General features: G+C 38.9%; 19 protein-coding genes and 1 riboswitch. Of the genes, 11 read left to right on the forward strand and 8 right to left on the reverse strand.

The window, feature by feature from the left end; translation table 11 throughout:
- Nucleotides 1-10: 10 nt before the first annotated feature.
- The gene (locus Aru01_RS10585) at nucleotides 11-1,222 is read right to left on the reverse strand and encodes a multidrug effflux MFS transporter (protein ID WP_016657812.1); all 1,212 of its coding nucleotides are present in this window, start codon (nucleotides 1,220-1,222) and stop codon (nucleotides 11-13) included.
- Between the two features lie 294 nt (nucleotides 1,223-1,516).
- On the opposite strand from Aru01_RS10585, the gene Aru01_RS10590 reads away from it, so the two are divergent.
- Nucleotides 1,517-1,882, forward strand: coding sequence for a hypothetical protein (locus tag Aru01_RS10590; protein ID WP_016657813.1), 366 nt, complete (start codon nucleotides 1,517-1,519; stop codon nucleotides 1,880-1,882).
- A 109-nt stretch (nucleotides 1,883-1,991) separates the two neighbouring features.
- Here Aru01_RS10590 and pgsA read toward each other — a convergent pair whose 3' ends face one another.
- The 5 genes from pgsA to uvrC form a co-directional block, all read right to left on the reverse strand.
- Nucleotides 1,992-2,579, reverse strand: coding sequence for a CDP-diacylglycerol--glycerol-3-phosphate 3-phosphatidyltransferase (gene pgsA, locus Aru01_RS10595; RefSeq protein ID WP_016657814.1), 588 nt, complete (start codon nucleotides 2,577-2,579; stop codon nucleotides 1,992-1,994).
- A 71-nt stretch (nucleotides 2,580-2,650) separates the two neighbouring features.
- Nucleotides 2,651-3,445, reverse strand: a complete 795-nt coding sequence (locus Aru01_RS10600) for an acyl-CoA thioesterase (RefSeq protein ID WP_016657815.1) — start codon at nucleotides 3,443-3,445, stop codon at nucleotides 2,651-2,653.
- A gap of 244 nt (nucleotides 3,446-3,689) precedes the next feature.
- Nucleotides 3,690-4,442 (reverse strand): TSUP family transporter, encoded by a 753-nt coding sequence (locus Aru01_RS10605; protein WP_016657816.1) that lies wholly within the window; start codon nucleotides 4,440-4,442, stop codon nucleotides 3,690-3,692.
- A gap of 3 nt (nucleotides 4,443-4,445) precedes the next feature.
- The gene (locus Aru01_RS10610) at nucleotides 4,446-5,495 is read right to left on the reverse strand and encodes a hypothetical protein (protein WP_016657817.1); all 1,050 of its coding nucleotides are present in this window, start codon (nucleotides 5,493-5,495) and stop codon (nucleotides 4,446-4,448) included.
- 334 nt (nucleotides 5,496-5,829) lie between these two features.
- Complete coding sequence (gene uvrC, locus Aru01_RS10615; protein WP_040331473.1) at nucleotides 5,830-7,629, reverse strand: excinuclease ABC subunit UvrC; 1,800 nt, start codon at nucleotides 7,627-7,629, stop codon at nucleotides 5,830-5,832.
- Between the two features lie 346 nt (nucleotides 7,630-7,975).
- On the opposite strand from uvrC, the gene Aru01_RS10620 reads away from it, so the two are divergent.
- A complete protein-coding gene (locus Aru01_RS10620; RefSeq protein ID WP_016657819.1) occupies nucleotides 7,976-8,851 on the forward strand; it encodes a transporter in 876 nt (291 codons plus the stop codon).
- A gap of 114 nt (nucleotides 8,852-8,965) precedes the next feature.
- On the opposite strand, the gene lpxO is transcribed toward Aru01_RS10620, so the two are convergent.
- Entirely contained in the window at nucleotides 8,966-9,886 is a 921-nt protein-coding gene (gene lpxO, locus Aru01_RS10625) for a lipid A hydroxylase LpxO (protein ID WP_016657820.1), read from the reverse strand.
- A 474-nt stretch (nucleotides 9,887-10,360) separates the two neighbouring features.
- Between lpxO and fadB the strand changes: the two genes are divergently transcribed.
- The 3 genes from fadB (at nucleotide 10,361) to Aru01_RS10640 (ending at nucleotide 14,442) form a co-directional block, all read left to right on the forward strand.
- A complete protein-coding gene (fadB, locus tag Aru01_RS10630; RefSeq protein ID WP_016657821.1) occupies nucleotides 10,361-12,514 on the forward strand; it encodes a fatty acid oxidation complex subunit alpha FadB in 2,154 nt (717 codons plus the stop codon).
- A gap of 12 nt (nucleotides 12,515-12,526) precedes the next feature.
- Complete coding sequence (fadA, locus tag Aru01_RS10635) at nucleotides 12,527-13,699, forward strand: acetyl-CoA C-acyltransferase FadA (RefSeq protein WP_016657822.1); 1,173 nt, start codon at nucleotides 12,527-12,529, stop codon at nucleotides 13,697-13,699.
- Nucleotides 13,700-13,995: 296 nt separating this feature from the next.
- Nucleotides 13,996-14,442, forward strand: a complete 447-nt coding sequence (locus Aru01_RS10640) for a hypothetical protein (protein ID WP_016657823.1) — start codon at nucleotides 13,996-13,998, stop codon at nucleotides 14,440-14,442.
- A gap of 133 nt (nucleotides 14,443-14,575) precedes the next feature.
- On the opposite strand, the gene Aru01_RS10645 is transcribed toward Aru01_RS10640, so the two are convergent.
- Nucleotides 14,576-15,076, reverse strand: a complete 501-nt coding sequence (locus Aru01_RS10645) for a hypothetical protein (RefSeq protein WP_040331474.1) — start codon at nucleotides 15,074-15,076, stop codon at nucleotides 14,576-14,578.
- Nucleotides 15,077-15,288: 212 nt separating this feature from the next.
- Between Aru01_RS10645 and Aru01_RS10650 the strand changes: the two genes are divergently transcribed.
- The 6 genes from Aru01_RS10650 to Aru01_RS10675 all read left to right on the forward strand — a co-directional run.
- Complete coding sequence (locus Aru01_RS10650; protein WP_016657825.1) at nucleotides 15,289-15,561, forward strand: DUF2798 domain-containing protein; 273 nt, start codon at nucleotides 15,289-15,291, stop codon at nucleotides 15,559-15,561.
- A 101-nt stretch (nucleotides 15,562-15,662) separates the two neighbouring features.
- Nucleotides 15,663-17,801 carry an Ig-like domain-containing protein gene (locus Aru01_RS10655; RefSeq protein ID WP_016657826.1) on the forward strand — a complete coding sequence of 713 codons (2,139 nt, stop codon included), beginning with the start codon at nucleotides 15,663-15,665 and terminating at the stop codon, nucleotides 17,799-17,801.
- Nucleotides 17,802-17,989: 188 nt separating this feature from the next.
- A complete protein-coding gene (locus tag Aru01_RS10660) occupies nucleotides 17,990-18,685 on the forward strand; it encodes a YidX family protein (RefSeq protein ID WP_016657827.1) in 696 nt (231 codons plus the stop codon).
- Nucleotides 18,686-19,174: 489 nt separating this feature from the next.
- Nucleotides 19,175-19,347, forward strand: a riboswitch (M-box (ykoK) riboswitch).
- Nucleotides 19,348-19,571: 224 nt separating this feature from the next.
- Entirely contained in the window at nucleotides 19,572-20,489 is a 918-nt protein-coding gene (locus Aru01_RS10665; protein ID WP_016657829.1) for a magnesium transporter CorA family protein, read from the forward strand.
- A gap of 18 nt (nucleotides 20,490-20,507) precedes the next feature.
- Nucleotides 20,508-21,458, forward strand: a complete 951-nt coding sequence (locus Aru01_RS10670; protein ID WP_016657830.1) for a magnesium transporter CorA family protein — start codon at nucleotides 20,508-20,510, stop codon at nucleotides 21,456-21,458.
- 70 nt (nucleotides 21,459-21,528) lie between these two features.
- Nucleotides 21,529-22,020, forward strand: a 492-nt coding sequence (locus tag Aru01_RS10675) for a CorA family divalent cation transporter (protein WP_042111334.1), incomplete at its 3' end; no start/stop codon positions are given.

Consider the following 22,020-nt stretch of genomic DNA (forward strand, 5'->3'; position numbering starts at 1 on the left):
AGGCTATCAATTAATGCGCTGTCACCAAATCTCTTGTATTTGGTAATCGAGCAACTGTAAATAAAGTAAGGGCGATCAATATGATCCCAATCATACAGAGTAACAGCAACCAATGCATCGCACCAACTTCAGAAATATAACCTGCCAAAGGTGTTGCAAATGAAGAAATCATCAATTGCATCGCCCCCAATACAGCAGCCGTTGAACCAAGTGCCGTTTTCTGCGAAGACATCGCTAAAGCCATAAAAGTTGATTCAGCTATGCCTAAACCCAACATTGAGATAAAGAAACTCGCTGCAATCGCATAAACACCTAGATCAAACATATTCATCAGCACTGCAAGAATTGCACCCAAGCCCATTAAAACCGAACCATAGACAGTAAGCTTAGAAATTCCCAAAACACCAATTAGACGATTACACAGTAAAGCCCCTAACAAAACTGCTATACCCGTTGCACCAAAGGTAAAACCAAACTGCTCTGCTGATAATGCAAAATTCTTTTGATAAACCAAACTAGCGCCTGCGATATAGGCAAATAAGAAGAAGAACGCAATCGACAAAGATAAAGCCGGCAGTATAAATGACCGTGTGCTAATAATCTTTTTATATCCACCTAAAACATTTTTACTATTCAATGCAATTCGTTGTTCAACAGCTAAGCTTTCTTTTAAGTTGACCTGACTATTGAGCAGAGCAAACACTCCCATAATCGCCATACTCAGAAATACAGCTCTCCACCCCCATTGCCCATCAATAACTCCGCCTGCGGCAGGAGCTAATACTGGCGCTAAGCCTTCGATTGTCATCAATAAAGCGAATAACTGCGCAGCCTGAGCCCCTTCACTCACATCCCGCACTGTACTTAAGGCAACAACTAAAATTAAAGAAGCAGATATACCTTGACCAAAACGTGCATATAACAACGTTTGAATTGAGTCTGCTGATGCAGCCCATAATGCCATCAAGATAAAAGTAAGTAGCCCAAGCATTAAAGGTCTTTTGCGCCCATAGGCATCCGTGATGGGGCCAAAGATTAATTGACCCAAGCCCATTGAGAGTAAAAATACAGTTAAAGTTAATTGCACATTGGCAAAGGAGGTTCCCAATTCAACAGCAATTTCAGGTAAAGAGGATAAATACATATCGATCGCTAAGGGACCAAGCACTGTAATTAATGCAAGTGATGCCGCTAACTTGATATGAGATGTTTGCGATTTCATGACGTACTCAAGACTATTGTAATGCATAAAAATAAAACTACCTATCGGTAGGTAGTTTGGTTTACTACAATAACAGCTCATTTTTTATTGTCAATTTTTAATCTACTTTTATTTGCAATTCACAGGATGATCACGCGCTAAAACTCAAGTTAAAACAGTAGACGCGAAGAACATCAATACCCACTGTAATCGATGGCAATACTGCATGAACTCATTACTTTCCATGTTATTATTAAGTTAAATTAATGTATTGATAAAAATCATTTAAATTGACTTTAAACAGGAGAATATAGCGTGAAAAAAAATATCTTGTGGCTTGCTGCCCTATTACCTGTCTTACTCCATCCAAGCATCGTGATTGCTGCACCGTATTGTAATGCTCAACCAGATCAGCAAATGATGGGGCAGATGCATAATGGCAATCATATGATGGGACAAATGCACAACGCCGATGCTCAATCAGTACAAACGTTTAATCAAAAAAGTGCTGAGCTCAATAAACTTTATGCTCAAGGTGTCAAAGAAAATGACAAAAGAGCACAAGTCCTGATTAAAGATTTAGATAATTTATCTAGAAAAATGTATAGCGATACAAAGCAACCTTATCGCGATCACTCCCAGCAACACGGTCAAAACCAATACCGTGGGGGTTGTAGATAATCTATTGAACAGATAATTCAGGTATATCATTGATCTGCGGCTAAAATAAAAGTCCTGTAGTGTTATTTCACTACAGGACTTTTTATCTATCATTTGCTCGAATGTAAATTTAAGGTTGTTTTAAATATGGCCAAGCGGCTCTTAAGTAAATAAACATCGACCACAACGTGAGAACGACTGCGGTATAGAGTAATGCATAGGCTAACTGGTCTAAAGGTTTCCAGTTCAGTAAAAACACAGTAATCGCAATCATTTGAAAGGCTGTTTTATATTTGCCGATTGCGGATACGGCAACACTGGTACGTGCACCCAACTCAGCCATCCACTCACGCAGTGCAGAAACCGTAATTTCTCGTGAAATAATCACCACTGCTGCAAAGGCCATAGCAATACTTGGACGCCACTGCACTAACACGATCAAAGCTGTTGCAACCATTAATTTATCAGCAACAGGATCTAAAAAGCGCCCAAATGCGGAAGTCTGATTCAACGTTCGTGCCAGATAACCATCAAACCAATCCGTGAGTGCGGCAACCACAAAAATAGCTGTCAAAATAAGGTGACGTGTCATCCCACCCTCATGACCACCCACCCCGATCGCTGGCGGCCAGTAAGCAACCAATAAAAATACTGGAATCAATGCAATACGTGCCAACGTCAAAATATTGGGAATATTCCATATACGACCTGTCGTCATCGTTTATCGTTCCCTTCTATTCTGGGTAAATATATTGCGCTTACTTTAAACGATTCACTGATCACTGTCGACTAGCTAAATACAGTAACTGTTTGTCTTGAAATTGCAATCAAGTGATTATCAGCATCCCATATTTGCGCTTGCTCAGTACTATAGCCATCCGCAGCAAACTCTGTATGTACTCGATACTTAAACCAATCATGCAATTGATACTGCATTGGCCGCAGCATAGTCATATGCCAAGTTAATGAACTCGCAGGTGCAACTTGTTCAAACATCGGGAGCACACCAGGTGGCCAAATATCAGCCAAAATCAGTAAATCTGCTTCAGACATAGCTCGATTGCTATGTTTTTCGGTATCAAATCTAAACCATCCTGAAAAATCAGGATCGGCACTGCCACTAAAAGGTGCATTACCGCTGGCCCAAGCAATTTCAAACTGGCGAAAACATTCTGGTGCCAAATTCAAATTTGGCAGACGAGGTAATCGTTCAACATCAGGGAAATCAGGTGCTTCTGGTTGCTGTGCAACGGAAATATTTGAAGGGCGAGCACGACCAAAACTTGCCACCAAAATACTCTGTACAGCATCATTTTGCCAAATTCGCACTTCAATACTCATCACTGACTTACCCTGTCTGAGCACCTCAGCAGTCAGCCTCATTGGACTCGGTTGTACAGGGCCAACAAAAATGACGCTACAACTCAGCAGCTGTTTCGATTCATCATTCACCAGCTGCTGTGCTTTATGTAACATCATGCCTGCAACCAAACCACCGTATATGGTTCGCCCCTGCAACCATCCTTCAGGAATCTCCACCCACTCTTGTTGTTCAATGCTTTTTAGTAAGGCCTGCAATGCCATAATCGATCTCATCCTGAGCCAAAATCATAATGTTACATAGCTTAAGTCTGATCACAATGATTTCATCAGTCAAAAAAAGTGCTCTAAAGTACGCTTTTTGCCAATCAATAATAAGGTGTTGACATCCTCCCCCAATAACAGGAATAAGGATGTCATTATGTTGAATGAAACTATATTTAATAGATATTAGATTTTTAATTTTTACTTCACTTTTTAGTATGTAATTTTTCTAACACAATTTATATTAATTCGAATTAAATGATTGAAGGATAAGTTTTATAGCCATAAATAAACTCACAAGTATCAACATAGGTCTAACTATTTTAGTGTTGTACTTCAATATATAAATTGAACCTAGGAAAGCACCCAATGATGCACCTACAGCCATAATAACACCCAGTAAAATTACAATATTACCTTGTAAAGAAAAGACAGTTAATGCGCCTAAATTACAAGCTGCATTAGCAATTTTCGTATGGGCAATAGCATTTATAATTCCAAAACCCAATAAATAAGTATAAGCAATCATATAAAATGAGCCTGTACCCGGACCAATTGCTCCATCATAAAATCCTATTATAGGGATAACCATAAGTATAAATAATGTCTTAGATATTTTCTGATTCTTATTCTCTAAATTTATATTTTTAGAAAACATAAAATATATTGCCACCAAAATTAATATTGGAGGTAGTGCATATTTTAATATGTCTTTAGGCATTGAGGATATAAATAAAGCTCCGACAAGACCTCCAGCATATGCAAGTATTATTATTTTATAGCCAATACTCCAATCTATTAATTTTTTTTTAGAGAAAGAGTATGCAGCGGCAACACTAGCAAATGATCCTTGAAATTTATTGGTTGCCATTGCCGCTAAAGGAGACATACCCGTTAACATTAAGGCTGGCAATGTTATTAGGCCGCCGCCACCTGCTATAGCATCGACAAAGCCAGCAAAAACTGCAGTTAAAAATAATATAAAATAATCAGACAATTTCTATCCTTTAACTATATATGGATTTTGATTTATAACTATAGGATCAGTGTTTTGATCATATCCAAAAATCCTAACCAATAAACGACGATTATCTTTAATCGTATCTCTACAATGCATTGTTTTAAAATTATTAATAATCAAAGTATTTCTACTTGATAAAGATAACTTTATCGGATTAAATTTTTTAATTTTTTCTTTTAATATTTCAATAGCTTCATGGGCTATTTTAGGTGCATTTTCTGAAACCTTAAACCTTAGAAAATTAAATTTCAACATATATGTACCATCTACATATTCTTCTATAATTTTTATATTTTTCCCTCCAGATCCTTCCCCTTCATTAAAAGAATCACTTCTTATAAAATCAAAACAATTTTCTTTTAATTGATTAATAAATTTAGGTTCTATACTGTCTATTATATTATACATTGGGATAATATTAGTTGGCTCATCTAAAGGATTCCATACAGCTGATAAAATTAAAGATGATGGTGCGGGTGAGTGCCCTTGACTATGCTGCTTAGAACAGAAGTAAGGAGTTTCTGTATGTGCACTAAGAGAAACACCTGAGTGAGAACAAGGCCTTGTACTCTTTTTAAAATTACCTACAAGCCTTATAGCTTTACCATGGTTTTCTATATCATATGCAAAAGATTTTTGATCAACTAATTCTAGTAAAATAGAACTTCTTGCAGCAATTAATTGTATCGTGTGAGTATTGACTAATTGTTTTTCTAAGGGTAATTCATCAGGTAAAAATTCGTTAAACTTATTTCCATGAGAATTCAATAAATTAGAAAAAAGTAATGCTCCTATTTTTCCTTCCTTATTAAGATTCAAAATTTTCTTTTGTTCATCTGAAAGGCTTTTCTGAATAATGTTAATAAAATATCTTCTGGCTGAAAAATCCTGAATTTTATCAATCCCTCCATCTTCTACAATTTTTTCTGAAACTTCGTGAAGTAATTCACTTTGTTTATCATTAAAATTAAATAAAATATAATCTTGATTGAAAGATGATCTATCATAAAGCTTAGCTATGTTATTCATAATTTGACTCAAAATTGTGACTTAGTAATCATTATTTTAGAATAATGTTTAACAATTATTAAAAATAAGAAGCTTCACTGTATTTTTTTTGTACAAATTTTCAAATATTGAACTGACCTGTTAAGCATCCAAATTTAAGAGATAACTGGGGTGTGGGCTCATCCTATTATCTAAACTTATTAAGAACTACTAGGTCAGCAATAATCTCCCCCTCTTGGCTTTCTAAGTTTCTAGCACTGAGTTTATGGTCTAATAATTTGATACTGAACATCGTGCTTAGCATAAAAAAGCTGAAGCGGCCTTCAACTCAAATACCGTCTCAATCCTTATTCATTTACTCATGCAATATTTTATAAATGGTACGTGCCATAACCGCCCCCAACCCTGGAACCAAGGTTAGATCTTTTTCAGAGGCCTTCAGTACCCCCTGAATACCACCAAAATGTGTTAACAAATCACGGCGACGTTTTGGGCCAAGCCCCGGAATCACCTCTAAGACAGAACGGCCACGACTTTTGTCCCGTTTAGCTCGATGTCGGGTGATTGCAAATCGGTGTGCTTCATCTCGAACCTGTTGTATCAGATGTAGGGCTTTATGATCTTCAGGCAATTGTATTTTTGTACCATCGGTAAAGTGCAAAGTTTCTAGACCAGGTTTACGCCCTTCCCCCTTGGATACCCCGACCATAAATGCGTCTAAGCCAAGGTCTTGCATCACCTCCATGGCCATATGTAACTGACCTTTACCACCATCGATGAGTAGCAAGTCAGGTAACATAGACTTTTTATAACGTCGAGTGAGTGCTTGACGCATCGCCGCATAGTCATCTCCCCCAGTAATATCTTCAATTGCAAACTGACGATAATCGCGTTTACGCGCTCCACCACTATCAAAGACCACACATGATGCAATGGTCGCTTCACCCATAGTATGTGAAATATCAAAACATTCGATGCGATCTACTGGTCGTTGCAGCACCTGCTCTAACTGATGAAAACGCTCATTAAGTTCAAAATGATTACTCAGCTTGCCTTTAATCGCATGCTGCACATTCATTTGTGCCAGTTCTAACCACTCTGCTCGCGTTTCACGTACCTTATGTTTGATTTGAACTTTTTGCTCAAAATGCTGACTCAATGCTTGTTCTAATTGTGCGCGATCAGTCAGCTCAACATTTACAATTAATTCAGCAGGAATTTCGTCTGCGACCTGAAAGTAAAAGTTAGCAATGAAGTCAGACATCATCTGGCTTAAATCATCATCAACCATATCGGGAAAGTAAGCTTTACCACCAAGCATCTTACCATTACGCACATGCATGATCTGCACACAAGTGACTCCGGCCATATAAGCAATCGCGAGAATATCAGCCTCACCTTTGACCGTATAAATCGCTTGCTGTGTTTGTATATCACGTAACAGTGCCAATCGATCACGATAGAAAACAGCTTTCTCAAAAGCCAAAGCTTCTGCAGCCTCCTCCATTTTGCCAATTAATTCTTGGTTAAGCTCTTTGGTATCCCCCCGTAGAAAACGAATTGAGTTCTCTACATCCACTTTATAATCTTCTGGACTAATCAGGCCGACACAAGGTGCTGAACAGCGTTTAATTTGATATTGCAAACAAGGACGTTTACGCTGTGAGAAGTAGCTATTTTCACATTGGCGAACATTAAATAATTTTTGTAAAACCAATAAAGTGTCACGTGCATTATAAGCACTTGGATAAGGCCCAAAAAACTTACCTGCTTGATGACGCCCTTTACCACGCCCACTGGCGATACGCGGATAAGGTCGATCTGCGGAAATAAAGATATATACGTAAGACTTATCATCACGCAGCATAATATTATATGGTGGGCGATGTAGCTTAATCAGGTTCTGCTCAAGCAGTAAAGCCTCAGTCTCTGAACGCACAATCAAGGTTTCGATATCACAAATACGCGCAACTAAAGCTTGAGTCTTAGGATGTTCAATGGTTTTAACAAAATAGCTCGATACACGATTTTTTAAATTCTTCGCTTTTCCGACATAGAGTAACTCCCCATCTTTACCCAGCATTTTGTAAACACCTGGGAGCGGGGTCATATGATTTAAAATTTTTTCAATATGTTCTCGTGCGTTCTCGTTCACAGCCAGCCTTTTCATGAGGTTTACAGCATTATGGATGATGTGAAGGTGATCACAGCATTTTCAAGCAAAATAAATATGTTAATTCTAGACCTTTACTCAATATCTCCCTGTTTAAGAACCTACCTAAATCAAACCCATTGCAATTTACAACAGTTTAGTTCGTTCTTTTGAGCTCATCTATTGATCTCTTATTGATCAAAATGAGTGCATTCAAATAAATGCCGAATAACGCCTTTTTTTGCCGAATTTAAGTAACGAATATGCGTCATATTTTTTTAAATTACGACGTGAATACAAAAAGTTGTATGACACAAATACACTCTCTAACGCGATCAAGGAATGATACATGTACGCGACTAAAACACTTCGACACTCAACTGTTGCAGTCTGCACCTTTGCTCTATTCAATCTCTCAGCCCATGCAACGGATATTGATGCAGGTGATTATGACTATGCTCCAAGCGGCACCAATCTTGCGCTGCTTTATTACCAACACGCCAACCGTGATGCGCTTTACCAAGGTAGCGATAAAGTAGCTGGAAAAAATGAATTAACATCCGATATCGGTATTGCTCGTTATGTGCATTACATGGATATGGGGGGTATACAAATTGCCCCGCAAATTTTGGTTCCCTTTGGCCGTCTCGAAGCGGGTAAAGATATTTCCAGTATGGGATCGAGCAGCGGTATTGGTGATGTGATCCTTGCCAATGCTTTTTTCCTCTATCATAACGCTGAGTCAAAAAGCCAATGGGGAATAACACCCTATTTATATCTCCCCACAGGCCAGTACTCCAAACACGATGATATTAACCTAGGGGAAAATCGTTTTAAACTCACGCTACAATCGGCCTATACCACTCGGATCACGCCTAAACTGGCTGTAGATGTCGCAGGTGATTTTACTGTCTATGGTAAAAATGATGATGCCCGAGGCGGTACGCTAAAGCAGGATGTAGGTTATCAACTACAAGCCAATACGCGCTATTTTCTCAATGATCAGCTCGATCTACGCGCTGGGGTCTCATATAGTGACGCAGGTAAAAGCAAACTTGATGGTATTGAGAGTGCAAGCACCAAACAGAGTAAATTTTGGCTAGGGACAGCTTACTCCCCAACTCCAGCAACCAGTGTCATCTTGGCCTATGGTCGAGATATTGATGTAGAAAATGGCTTTAAAGAAGATAACCGCATCAATTTAAGACTGATGTACGCTTTCTAATCTCGCTCTATTTTAAAACCTCAATCAAAAACGCCCGATGAATATCATCAGGCGTTTTTTAAACTCAGCGTCGATCTCTAAAACCTAACTCAAAACCACGGCATTAAGATGTGATTAAGCTGTCATTAAATAAGGACGAATAAAGATCATGAAGAATGCCCCTAACATCAAGAACCATTTCAACACATAGTACATAGTGCGGTTGGTTTTCTTCAGTGCTTTGGCTTTTAAGCGAACTTGATAGACATAACCAAATAACTTATTGAGTGCCCCAGTACGATCTTGCTCACTGTTTGGTGAACTCGCAGCAGTCATGACATTTTTACCAAACCAATGGTTAAAATGCTGTACCAGACGACTACTCAATGGACGTTCGACATCACAAAATAAGATGATACGATTTTGCTCGGTACGATTTTCAGCGTAGTGAATATAAGTTTCATCAAAAACCACACTTTGCCCATCACGCCATGAATATTTCTGCCCATCGACATCAATAAAACAGCGGTCATCATTAGGGGTCAACAATCCTAAGTGATAACGTAAAGAACCCGCATACGGGTCACGATGACTCACCAAGCGGCTATCTGGAGCAAGTTCAGTAAACATCGCTGCTTTAATACTTGGTAGGGTCTTTAACAGTGCAGTGGTTTTAGGACAGAGTTCTGCTGCCGATGGGTGTGCAGTGTCATACCATTTTAGATAAAAACGTTTCCAACCTGTTTTAAAGAACGAGTTGAAACCCAAGTCATTATAACTACTTGCTGCCTTAATCCCGCCTTGCTGATAAAGTGCTTGGGCCTCATCACGAATCATTTCCCAATGATCATCCAGCACCTTTAAATCTTTAAAGTAGCGACTTTCAATATAAGGCTGATTAGGTACTTTAGAGAACAAGTACATGATAAAATTTACGGGTGCAAACAAGGTAGAATGATCAAAAAACTGACGATAAAACGAATGTCGCACCTTTCCACGGTACTGGACATAAATCGCAGAGAGCACGAATATAGCCAGTATAATCCACTTCAACATATTAACACCTAGATACAATTCACAGACTTTACTTGATTCGCTCGCGAGATCGTTTTCGCTAAATTGTTATATATTTCAAGTAAACTCCATTCTAACATAGTGCAGCATATGAAAAAACCAACCACCTCACTCGACTCTTTTCGCATCAATTGACATTTCTGACAAATTTACACAGTAAAATTATTTTCTCATTGATTAAAAAAAATGTTTTTTAGTGATATTTTTCACAAAAAAACCTAATTTAAACATAGTGTTCTGTTTTTCTATGCTTATATAAACAAGCTCTATCAAGTAAAAGCTTCATTCTGAGCAAATAATTTAGGTGACCCTTGCGTCACGGCTTGATACAACTTGTTGTATTCTTTTTAGATATAGTTATCGTAAGATGAGTGAAGCATACTTGTGTGCGCAACTTGCACCACGCTAAACCAACAACATCAACGTAAAAGTCCTCCAAAAAAAGGAGATCAGGGCATGATCCACGCTGGCAATGCCATTACCGTCCAGATGCTTAAGGACGGGATTGCAGAATTCCGCTTTGACTTACAAGGTGAGTCGGTCAATAAATTTAACCGCGCAACATTAGAAGATTTTCAAGCTGCGATCCAAGCTGTTAAAGCAGATCAAAGTATTAAAGGCTTGATCGTTACAAGTGCCAAATCTACATTTATTGTGGGCGCGGACATTACTGAGTTTGGTGACAATTTTGCTCAAGGTGAAAATGCAATCGTTGAATGGGCAATGCCTGTTCATGATATTTTCAATAGCTTCGAAGACTTAGAAATTCCTAAAGTCGCTGCAATCAATGGCATGGCCTTGGGTGGCGGTTTTGAAATGTGTCTTGTTTGTGACTATCGTGTGATGTCAGAAGCTGCACAAGTTGGTCTACCTGAAATTAAACTCGGTATCATTCCTGGTTTTGGTGGTACGGTTCGTTTAAGCCGTATCATTGGTATCGACAACGCGATTGAATGGATCGCGATGGCTGCACCAAAACGTCCTGCAGCTGCACTTAAAGATGGTGCTGTTGATGCAGTTGTTGCAGCAGACAAATTACAAGAAGCTGCTGTACACCTTGTACAACAAGCTATTGATGGTCGTCTAGATTGGAAAACCAAACGTCAAGAGAAACTAGATCCAGTTAAACTGGATATGCTTGAGCAGATGATGGCATTTAACTCAGCGAAAGGTGTAGTCCTCGCTAAAGCCAACCCTGCACAATATCCTGCACCAAAACTAATGATCGATTCACTCCAAGCTTCGGTTACTCTGCCACGTAATGATGCACTCAAAGCAGAAGCGCAAAGCTTTGCTAAAGCAGCAGTTACTCCTCAAGCAGAAGCACTGATTGGTCTATTCTTAAATGACCAAGTGGTGAAGAAAACTTCTAAACACCATGAAAAAGGTGCTCACCCTGTCAACCAAGCTGCCGTATTAGGCGCAGGGATCATGGGTGGCGGTATTGCATACCAGTCTGCGAGTAAAGGCACACCGATTATCATGAAAGACATTGGTAATGCTCAATTAGCATTAGGTATGTCTGAAGCGAACAAGTTGTTGACTAAACAAGTTGAGCGCAAAAAATTAAAACCTGCTCAAATGGGTGACACACTTGCACGTATCCGTCCAACTTTAAGCTATGACGAGTTTAAAGAAGTCGATATCGTGATTGAAGCAGTGACTGAAAACCCTAAAGTTAAAGAAGCTGTTCTTAAAGATACTGAAAGCAAAGTACGTGATAACACCATCATTGCATCAAACACATCGACCATTTCGATTACACGTTTGGCAAAATCTTTAGCACGCCCAGAAAACTTTGTCGGTATGCACTTCTTTAACCCAGTACACATGATGCCTTTGGTTGAAGTCATCCGCGGTGAACAAAGTTCTGAAGAAGCAGTCGCTACAACTGTAGTTTTGGCACAAAAAATGGGTAAAACCCCGATTGTTGTCAACGACTGCCCTGGTTTCTTAGTCAACCGTGTGTTGTTCCCTTACTTTGGTGCCTTCGATCTGTTATTAAAAGATGGTGCAGACTTCCAACAAGTCGACAAAGTGATGGAGAAATTCGGCTGGCCAATGGGTCCTGCTTACTTACTTGACGTTGTCGGTATCGATACTGGTGTTCACGGCGCTGAAGTGATGTCAGAAGGTTTCCCTGATCGTATGAAACCAAGCTTTAAAGGCGCGGTTGAAATCATGTACGAAAACAAACGCCTTGGTCAAAAGAACGATGTTGGTTTCTACAAGTACGAACTCGATCGTAAAGGTAAGAAAGCAAAAACCATCGATCCTACTGCTTATGACGTGATTGCACCAATGGTTACTAGCGAAAAACGTGAGTTTGATGCACAAGAAATCATTGATCGCATGATGTTAGCGCTATGTAACGAAACAGTACGTTGTCTAGAAGACAATATCGTTGCTACTCCTGCAGAAGCAGATATGGCAATGATCATGGGTATTGGTTTCCCTCCATTCCGCGGTGGTCCATGCCGTTACATCGACCAAACTGGTGTTGCTGAATATGTTGCGCTTTGCAACAAATATGCACACTTAGGCAAGGCTTATGAAGCGCCACAAATGTTGCGTGAAATGGCTGAAAATAACAAAAAATTCTACGGTTAAGGAGCGACGTGAATGGCTACTTTAAATCCACGTGACGTTGTGATTGTTGATGGTGTGCGTAGCGCCATGGGCAAAACAAAAAACGGTATGTTCCGCAATGTCCGTGCCGACAACCTGTCAGCAGAGTTGGTACGTGCTTTAGTTGCCCGTAACCAATTTGATGTCAACGACGTTGAAGATGTGATCTGGGGCTGTGTCAACCAAACCCTAGAGCAAGGTATGAACATTGGCCGTAACATCGTGTTATTGGCTGACTTACCTAAAACTGTTGGTGGTCAAACGGTAAACCGTTTGTGTGGTTCTTCAATGCAAGCACTACATACTGCAGCAGCACAAATTGCGACAAACCAAGGTGATGTTTTCATCATCGGTGGTGTAGAACACATGGGCCATGTGGGTATGATGCACGGCATCGACCTTAACCCAGAAGCATCTAAACACTATGCTAAAGCTTCAAACATGATGGGCTTGACTGCGGAAATGTTGGGTCGTATGAACCAAATCACCCGTGAAGAACAAGACCAGTTTGGTGTTGAATCACACCGCCGTGCTTGGGCTGCAACGCAAGCAGGTCGCTTTAAAAACGAAATCATTGGTATCGAAGGTCATGATGCAAATGGCTTTAAGATCTTATGTGATGTCGATGAAGTGATTCGTCCAGATGCCAACATTGAAGCCTTTAAAGCATTACGCCCTGTATTTGATCCTAAAGGCGGTACAGTCACAGCAGCAACATCTTCAGCTCTGTCTGATGGTGCATCTGCAATGCTAGTGATGTCAGCTGAACGCGCTCAATCACTTGGTTTAAAACCACGTGCTGTGATTCGCTCTATGGCAATCGCGGGTTGTGATGCAGCGATCATGGGTTATGGCCCTGTTCCTGCTACACAAAAAGCATTAAAGCGTGCTGGCTTGTCTATGACGGATATCCAAACCATCGAACTGAATGAAGCTTTTGCTGCACAAGGCTTATCAGTCATGAAAGGTTTGAACATCTATGACAAACAAGACTCGATCAACTTAAATGGTGGTGCGATTGCACTCGGTCACCCACTCGGTTGTTCTGGTGCGCGTATTACTACGACACTACTCAACGTAATGGAACAGCAAGACACTCAATTCGGTCTTGCAACAATGTGTATTGGTCTTGGCCAAGGGATCGCAACCATTATCGAACGTGTTTAAGTTTTAATTAAATACGAAAAATCCCCGCTGATGCGGGGATTTTTTATTTCAAGCCAAAAACAAAAATTACATCATCTTGTACCCTATTTCGCCCACCTTTGCCAAAGGGAAAAATAAGCATTGATTATGCTCAAACTTGATCGATGCAAATAAACATAAGTCTTCATACAACTCTTTTTTTTTAGTCACTTTATTATTGAACTCAATATACAATGAGTCGTCTCCAAATTAATTTTTGCATTATCAATCAAGCCTATTTATGATCTGATAAATATTTCTAATTCAATGACATAATCATGATCAAGAAAATTCTATTTTGTGCCAGCTTTAGCCTCATGATCATTCAAAGTGCTTGGGCTGATAATAACCATCAACTTGAAGCGCGTGTAAAAGAAAAATTAGGTACAAAAGTTCTTACTGAAAAAGAGGTCTATGCAGGCGCTGATCAAACCAATCTGCTTTATGCTCACTGTATTGGAGAAACGGCAGCAAAACTCAAAACCATGTATCCAGATATTAAGCAGCAAATCGTCATCCAAACTGTAAATGAAGCCTGTGAATATCCTGAAGACCGCTATGGTATTTATAGTATTTTATTGGCTTCAACCATCGCCATGAAAAAGCCACTTTCAGAACGACAAGCAGCAGTATATTTAGAAAAAGAATATGAAAAAATAGGTCGTGATCAAGCCAATGCTGAACAACGTGAAGCCATCTACAAAAAACTTGGCATTATGAAATAGCAAAACTATTAGGCTCAACCGATCAATCTGTCTGGTATGACACAATACAACAGTACAACGAGTTAAAAAGTACTCTCTCCTTTTAAGGAGAGAGTTAGTGAGAGGACTTAAGCAGCCTCTGCTTTAAAAGGGTTTACTTCGATAAACCAAGCTTAGAAAAAATATCCGGCGTTAAAAAAGTTGCGATCAATTTATTTAAATCAAGATGACGAACTACACCGCGCAACTGCTTTTTCACCTCAGGATTTGAAATAATTTCTTCACCCGTTGTACGACCTAACTCCTGAAAGCTATCACCTACAGCTTGAATCCCTTCTGCTTGAATCACAGCTTTGGTTTGTACTGCACATTGTTCAGTGATCACACGCTGTAAAACCTGTGCAAACTTTTGATCTAACTGACCCCGTTGTTCTTCAGTCACATTGCTATAAGCCTTTAAATCGGGATGTGTAGACAACGCCACAAAGGTCCATTGTAATACTGTGGTTTTATCTGTTGCTGTAGTCGCTTTCACCAAACAATCGCTCAATTGATCTACCGTAGGACCAGCAACAGCGATTTGTGCTGTTCCCAATAGCGTTGCTGCAAGCAGCAATGGACGCATCCAAGCAACCTTGTTCTTTACTCGAGTCATATCATTCGCCTGCAACATAAAAAAATCCAATAGAAATAAAGTACTTTTTACCACAAAGCTTAGTGTTTTTATCTATACATCTCACTTCAACCTATATAACTATACATAATATATTGATACTCATAAATTAACTTTACCCTATGGTGAGGGTTCTTATCCGCTGACAAATCCTTTAAAATTTGCTGTCCCTTTTAAATACAACAAAGAGTTTTATGGACAACCGAACCGCAAAAATCATTGGTAATATTCCGAAACTCCCCATGAAATATGCAGGTATTCTTATTCCCTTTTTTCTGTCTTGTTTAATGAGTGCCATCATCTCCATGATCAATATGATCAAAAACTTAGGTTTTATAGATGGCTTCTTTGGACTTTGGCTTTCCGCTTGGCTTGTCTCTTGGATGTTTGCCTTTCCAATCGTTTTAGTGCTCCTACCTCTGGTTCGCCGACTTGTTAGTTTATTGGTGGATATGCGTACACCGTAATAATCTTAGTCACTGAGTTTATTTAACATTGAGTATAAAATTTTAACTGATACGTCATGATTTAACTTTATTGTATCTCCAATTGTTATGGAGTCTTTACAGTGAAGTTTACTGCCAAAATATTGCTACTTGCCGCATCAGTTACTTTGCTTAGTGCTTGTAACGACAGCGATGATGATTCAACCAACCCCAGTACTTCTCAAGATCATGTTTATCCTGAGTTTAAACCCACTCTACTCGATTACACACCTGGCAAATTACTCAGTGCGGGTTCATCTGATGCCTCAACAGCAGTCAGTATTGATGGTGAATATATTATTGTTGCTGATGATGAGAGCAATGCTCTAAGGGTCTATCCTAAAAATGGTGGTGATGCTGTCGCAGAATGGGATTTCTCAACGCAAGGCCCACAATTAAAAAAAGAATTAGATATCGAGGCAAGTGCCTTACTTAAAGACAATCGTGCCTACTTTATTGGCTCACACGGCAATAAAAAAGATGGTGGTGATGCTGCGGATCGTAGCCATTTATTTGCAGTGAAAATTTCTGGAAAAGGGGCACAAACTCAGTTTGAATACCAAGGGATTTATTCAAACCTAGAAAAAGACTTGGTGGATTGGGATCAAAATAACCTGCACCAAAAAGGCAAAGATCACTTTGGCTTTAAAGTATCCGCTGCTGCTGGTGTTGCACCAGAAAACTTAAATGGTTTTGCAATTGAAGGGATGACTGCAAGCCATGATGAAAAACAACTATTGTTGGGCTTTAGAGCCCCTGTTACCGATCAAGGCCAACGTGAAAAGGCATTAATTATTCCTTTAATCAACTACCAACAGCTCATTCAAAAACGAGATTCAAAAGCACTTTTTGCTGCACCCATCGAACTTGATTTAGCAGGTCGTGGTATACGCTCTATGGCTAAAACAAAAAATGGACAATACTTAATTGTGGCTGGACCTGCTGCTGGTAATCAAAGCGCACTGGATAACGCTTTTGGACTGTATTTATGGGATGGCAAATCGAGCACGCCGCAGCTGCTCAATAATCGTATTGAAAACTTACAAAGCCAATCTAAAGGCAGCATAGAGACCATTGTAGAAACTCACGATCTTGGTGATAAAATCCAGCTTTTACTCGACAACGGCGATAGTATTTGGGAAGGACAAACGGCCGTTTCTAAAGACTTAGAACCTCATCAACAAAAGTTTCAGGGTGCTATATTTAATATCGGTTCAGCATTTAAAGATATTGTTGCTCCCCAAATCATCACTGCAATTCCTGAAAACAATCTGCAGGGTGTAAACCTTGATAGCCCAATCCAATTGCTACTTAATGAAGGAATTAAATCCCAAGTAGGCCAATTTGATCTCTATGAAAACAACCAATTCATCCAAAGTTTTAATGCCCAAAATAACAACTTAAAAATCAATTTTAATCAAGTTGAATTACAGCCTACTCAGCCATTTAAAATAAATACTGAATATAAAGTAGTAATGTCACAAGGACTACAAGATCACAATAAAAACCTGATGCCAACTCAAACCATCACCCAATTTAAAACGGCTGGCCAACCGACAGAGCTCGCGCTAGGTGATCTTTACTTTATGGCAACCAATGCAGAAGCTCCTGATGCGATTGCCTTTATGCTCATGAAAGACATCAATGGTGGAACTGAGATTTATTTTAGTGACCGAGATTATAGTGCCGAGAAGACAAGCTTCTGGGACCGTAAAAAAGACCAAGCAGCAACCAATGAAGGAGTGTTCCGTTGGACTGCTGATCGTAATTTAAAAGCAGGTTCGATCATCACCATTCAAACGGATACTCCAACAAGTCCAATCGCTAATATCGGACGTGTACTTGGTTCACCATCAGGGATTGGTAAAGAAGAAACCATCTTTGCCATGAGTAAAACCAAAGTGAATGATCTCAAAGATGGATCAGCAGGCTTAATTACGGATACAGGAACATTCCTTGCTGCTATTACAGTAGGAAGTGACAAAGACAATGATATTCCTGAATCAATCCGTGCATATAGTCTAAAATTTATGCCAAGCATAGCTGAACAAACCAATGCTATTTATAACGTGAAAAACTGTAGCTTAGAGCGTCAAAATCTCACTGCTTTAAAACTTAAATTAATGGATAAAAACTGCTGGAGTGTCAGTTATAAATCCCAAGGAGCAAGTGGTTTCCCTATTAAAGACAACAGTCTATTTGCCAATGCAGTTGTCCATTAATCTTGCTACTGCATAAACAATATAACGCTAAATTTAGTGCTCCACTGCATCTGCGTGGAGCACAATTAAACTGAAGCATCATTAAAATAATAAGTGAAATATTTCTCAATTTTCTTGACAATTCATCTAATTAATCATCATATATTAAAAATATTCATCCTATTCAATTTACTTTTTTGGAGTTTATATTGAAACATTCAATAATAAAAACGAGTGTAGTACTTGGATGCTCTACCCTCATCCTCTCAGCTTGTGCCACATCGACCTTGCTTAAAAAAGGCAAAAATGAACGCACTCGCACCGAAAAAGTAGTTTTAGTTGAGGATAATGTAGTAGCTTTTGGTAAGTTAGCACAACAAAACAGCCAACTTCCTGCCGATAGTCTAGTCATTGCAGGAAGTAAAAATAGCTATGTACTCACCCAAGGTGGTGCACGCTTTGTTTCTGTAATTGGCCAGCTCGATCCTAAATATATTCAACTTACCCGTGAATTAAACTTTTATTCAGCTAAAAATGATGGTCAATTTTCTGGTGTATTGCCACTTTCTTATGTCAAATTACAAGAAAATGTAAGTAAAAAAGACCTTGAATTTTTTATTGAAAATGGCGCAGAAGAATGTACCACTTCAAGTGATAAGCGCATGAATGCTCAGCGTTTTTGTTTCAATATCAAACTATCTGGCGTGGTCTATCCTGTGGTCAACAATTTAAGTTCACTCAAACCTCTAAGCAAGTCGTATCCAGTCAGTATTTACACCCAAACCGAAGAGCATTACACCACTTATAAAAATAGTGGTGCAGAGAAATTAGTGCTTTTCCCTTTTGCTGTGGCATTCGATGTGGTCACGCTTCCTTTCCAAGCTTTATCTAAAATTTTTGACTAAAAACATATTCATTCAAATGAAAAATCCTCGTTTTACACGGGGATTTTTTTTGCCCAAATCTAAAATTACTTTACCTAATCCTGATCAGCCTCAGCTACATATGATCAAATATCAATCAGTTGATTTTTATCCTACTCAACCGAATGAAAGTCACAGCTTTAAGCCGATCAAAAATTACCCTCAAGAAAATTGCTTACATTTAAGCAAAACCACATGACCAAAATTAAAACTACATAAAATTATAAATATAGTTTTTATCGACAAAAAATCATTATTTAACTAGTAATTATCTACAGTATTTAGATTAATACAATTTACACCACCAATAAAAGAATATATATTTTTCAATAAAATTCCGAAATCTTTCATTCTATTTTAGCAACGATAAACCCAACTATAATCACTGACAAATCAATGTCTTAAATTTTAATTTAATTTTTTAGTGGAATTGTATAATTTTCCTGCATATACTCCGCGGCAACAAATTGCAAAAAACCTCGTTAGGTGAGGCTCCTGTACGGAGACATGCTACTGCCCAGAAACGTCCAAAGACGCCAACGGGTTTGAACAGAAACCATCGAATTAAGGTGGTTTATAACGTAGCTAGAAACCCACGTTTCTTATGCCGTACAGTGCTAAAGCTCAATGAATTGGGGTAGACCAATATCAACACGCTCGGGTCGTTCGATGTCCTGAGGCGTTGATGTTGTGCCGGACTGTATCTGTAAAAAGTCATGTCTAAGCACGCCCCTATTTTATTGGAGGCGTGCTTTTTTATTGCCGATTCAAAATGTTTTGTAGCCAAATGCTATGCGCTTTTGAGATTTACTATTCGAGGACAGGGTTGTACAACCACTGACTCATGCACGGTCAAGGAGTTTTAAACATGTTTAAAACGAATGAAACCCAAATGCAGATACACTCCATCCGTTGGCTCAAAGTTATTGATCCGGATCAGGAATATATCACCCATATCTCCACTCAGTTTTCAATACCGCGCAATTTTATTCAAACTGCATTAGATGAAAATGCCAGTGCACGTATTCAATGCAAGCAACAAGCAACATTGATCATGACGCATCTGCCCTTCAATACCTCATCCAAAGCAGAGCAATCCGTAAGTTGTAAGAGCTTCGCGGTGATTATCAAAGATCATTTGGTGTTTATTATTTCTAAACATGACCATCCCATCTTTGACCAAATGATTCAGTATGTAGAACAAGGTCCTGAGCATAGTGCAGAACAGTTAGCTGATTATGTCTATCGCTTTTTAGAGCTCGCAGCAGATCAATTTATTGTTGCCAGCAAAAGCGTCAATGAACAAATTAGCACTGTTGAACATGAGTTACTTAGCTCAATTAAAAACAAACAAGTTTTTAAATTACTTAACCACAACAAGGTCCTTAATCGTATTGCAATCTCGTTGCGTGGCAATAGTAAAGTTTTGAATTTACTCAATGATATGCAGGTGGTAACAGGTCATCAGGCAGCACAGCATCGCTTGCTGAATGTCATGGTTGAAACCGATCAAGCACAAGCCATGGCTGAAATTCACAATATTAATTTAAGTAATCTGATGGATGCGTATTCGGCCGCAATCGAAAACAACTTGAGCTTATTGGTTCAATACCTGTCGGTCTACGTCATTATTGCAGCAATACCGCTAGGGATTGCGAGCTTATACGGTATGAATATCCCACTCCCCCTGCAAGAACAACCGTATGCTCTTTCTCTACTGGCTGGCCTCAGTCTGCTACTCAGTGTTGCCATCGTTATTATTTTTAAAAAACGTCAAATTATCTAAGTATTGACGGAGTACAGTATGCTTAAAATTTATCAAAGCAATCCTCAAGGATTACTACTCGAAAGCCAAGATATTCAACACAACAGCATTATTTATTTGTGTAATCCACAATCAACAGAAATTGAATTACTCGCGACTAGTTTACATATACCTCGCAGTTTTTTTAACGACTGTTTAGATAAAAATGAACGCCCTCGTATTGAGAAAGATGGCAACACCTTATTAATGGTGCTCAATACTCCAGTACAGTTAGATCACACTGAACAACATCAAGCGCCTTATCAGACCCAACCTTTTGGCTTGATTCACTGTGAAAATCATTTAGTTATAGTCTCTGCACAAAAGTTGCCACTGCTCGATGATGTACTCGCTGGTAAATATGGCGAGTTCCAAAGTTATATGAAAACACGATTTAGTTTATTGGTGTTTAAAGCTGTAGCTGATTCGTACAACTTGAATCTCAATAAAATCAACAAGCAAATTAGTCAGCTACAACATCAATTGAAAAAATCATACCGTAACCATGAGTTATTTGGCCTCATCGCCCTCAATAAAAGTTTGGTGTACTTTTCAACCGCTTTAACGGCTATGAATATTTTATATAAACGTATCATGCAAGGGCACGATATTAAATTGCATGAACCTGAGTCTAAGCGCCTGCAAGAAATTTTAGTTGATATACATCAAGCTGCTGAGGTAACGGAGTTACGTCGCGAAAGCTTAAGTAATCTTATGGATGCCTATGCTGCAATTATCCATAACAACTTAAATGGCGTGTTAAAAATACTGACGACCTTAGCGATCGTGATGGTCATCCCAACAATGATCGGTAGTATTTTCTCAATGAACGTTGCTTTACCTTATGAAGAAGAATGGTTTATGACTGTATTGGTCAGTATCTCCATGTTGTTAATTGTGGTGGTCTTGTTGATTGTTTTCTACAAGAAAAAGTATTTACGTGCAGCTTAGTGCCAATAAGCCAGACTTGTAAATTTCACTCACCCTTTATTGGCCTTAGCCTAACTATTGAGTACTGAACATGATTGATATTTATCGTTATACCCAAAATTCGGAACAAGCAAGCACATCAAACCCTGTAGCCAGCAGCTTGCATTTTCAACAAAGCATTGATGCCAAAACCGTACATCTAGAAAAGTTAAACACTGAACTGCAAGTCCCTGCGGATTTTCTTCAACAAGCACTTGATCTAGATGAGCGCCCACGTATTGAACAACGTGGGGAATGGACTTTTTTGTTAATTCATATCCCGTTCAATGATGAAAAAGTTGAGAAACTTGATGATCAAGTGAAGTTTCGTACTACACCACTGAGTATGTTGATTAAACACGATTGCTTCATCTTGATCTGCAATGAAAACAATGCTTACCACCCTGCTTTCTTTGAGCAACAGCATATTATTCAGCAACAACAAAGTGGTACTCATCCCGCATGGTCACTCCTTCAACACTGTGCGCAAAGCTATGTTGAATTAGTTAAACAGCTTGAGAAAAACATTGTTCAAGCCGAAGAT

Origin of the sequence: Acinetobacter rudis (assembly GCF_000829675.1) — a bacterium.
In the GTDB taxonomy this organism is placed as follows: domain Bacteria; phylum Pseudomonadota; class Gammaproteobacteria; order Pseudomonadales; family Moraxellaceae; genus Acinetobacter; species Acinetobacter rudis.

Excerpts from the sequence above, each read along its gene's own strand:
- Aru01_RS10600 (WP_016657815.1), bottom strand. The coding sequence starts at position 3,445 with ATGGCATTGCAGGCCTTACTAAAAAGCATTGAACAACAAGAGTGGGTG.
- Aru01_RS10665 (WP_016657829.1), top strand. The coding sequence starts at position 19,572 with ATGTTTAAAACGAATGAAACCCAAATGCAGATACACTCCATCCGTTGG.
- fadB (WP_016657821.1), top strand. The coding sequence starts at position 10,361 with ATGATCCACGCTGGCAATGCCATTACCGTCCAGATGCTTAAGGACGGG.
- Aru01_RS10585 (WP_016657812.1), bottom strand. The coding sequence starts at position 1,222 with ATGAAATCGCAAACATCTCATATCAAGTTAGCGGCATCACTTGCATTA.
- Aru01_RS10645 (WP_040331474.1), bottom strand. The coding sequence starts at position 15,076 with ATGACTCGAGTAAAGAACAAGGTTGCTTGGATGCGTCCATTGCTGCTT.
- Aru01_RS10640 (WP_016657823.1), top strand. The coding sequence starts at position 13,996 with ATGATCAAGAAAATTCTATTTTGTGCCAGCTTTAGCCTCATGATCATT.
- fadA (WP_016657822.1), top strand. The coding sequence starts at position 12,527 with ATGGCTACTTTAAATCCACGTGACGTTGTGATTGTTGATGGTGTGCGT.
- pgsA (WP_016657814.1), bottom strand. The coding sequence starts at position 2,579 with ATGACGACAGGTCGTATATGGAATATTCCCAATATTTTGACGTTGGCA.
- Aru01_RS10620 (WP_016657819.1), top strand. The coding sequence starts at position 7,976 with ATGTACGCGACTAAAACACTTCGACACTCAACTGTTGCAGTCTGCACC.
- Aru01_RS10650 (WP_016657825.1), top strand. The coding sequence starts at position 15,289 with ATGGACAACCGAACCGCAAAAATCATTGGTAATATTCCGAAACTCCCC.
- lpxO (WP_016657820.1), bottom strand. The coding sequence starts at position 9,886 with ATGTTGAAGTGGATTATACTGGCTATATTCGTGCTCTCTGCGATTTAT.
- Aru01_RS10670 (WP_016657830.1), top strand. The coding sequence starts at position 20,508 with ATGCTTAAAATTTATCAAAGCAATCCTCAAGGATTACTACTCGAAAGC.
- Aru01_RS10610 (WP_016657817.1), bottom strand. The coding sequence starts at position 5,495 with ATGAATAACATAGCTAAGCTTTATGATAGATCATCTTTCAATCAAGAT.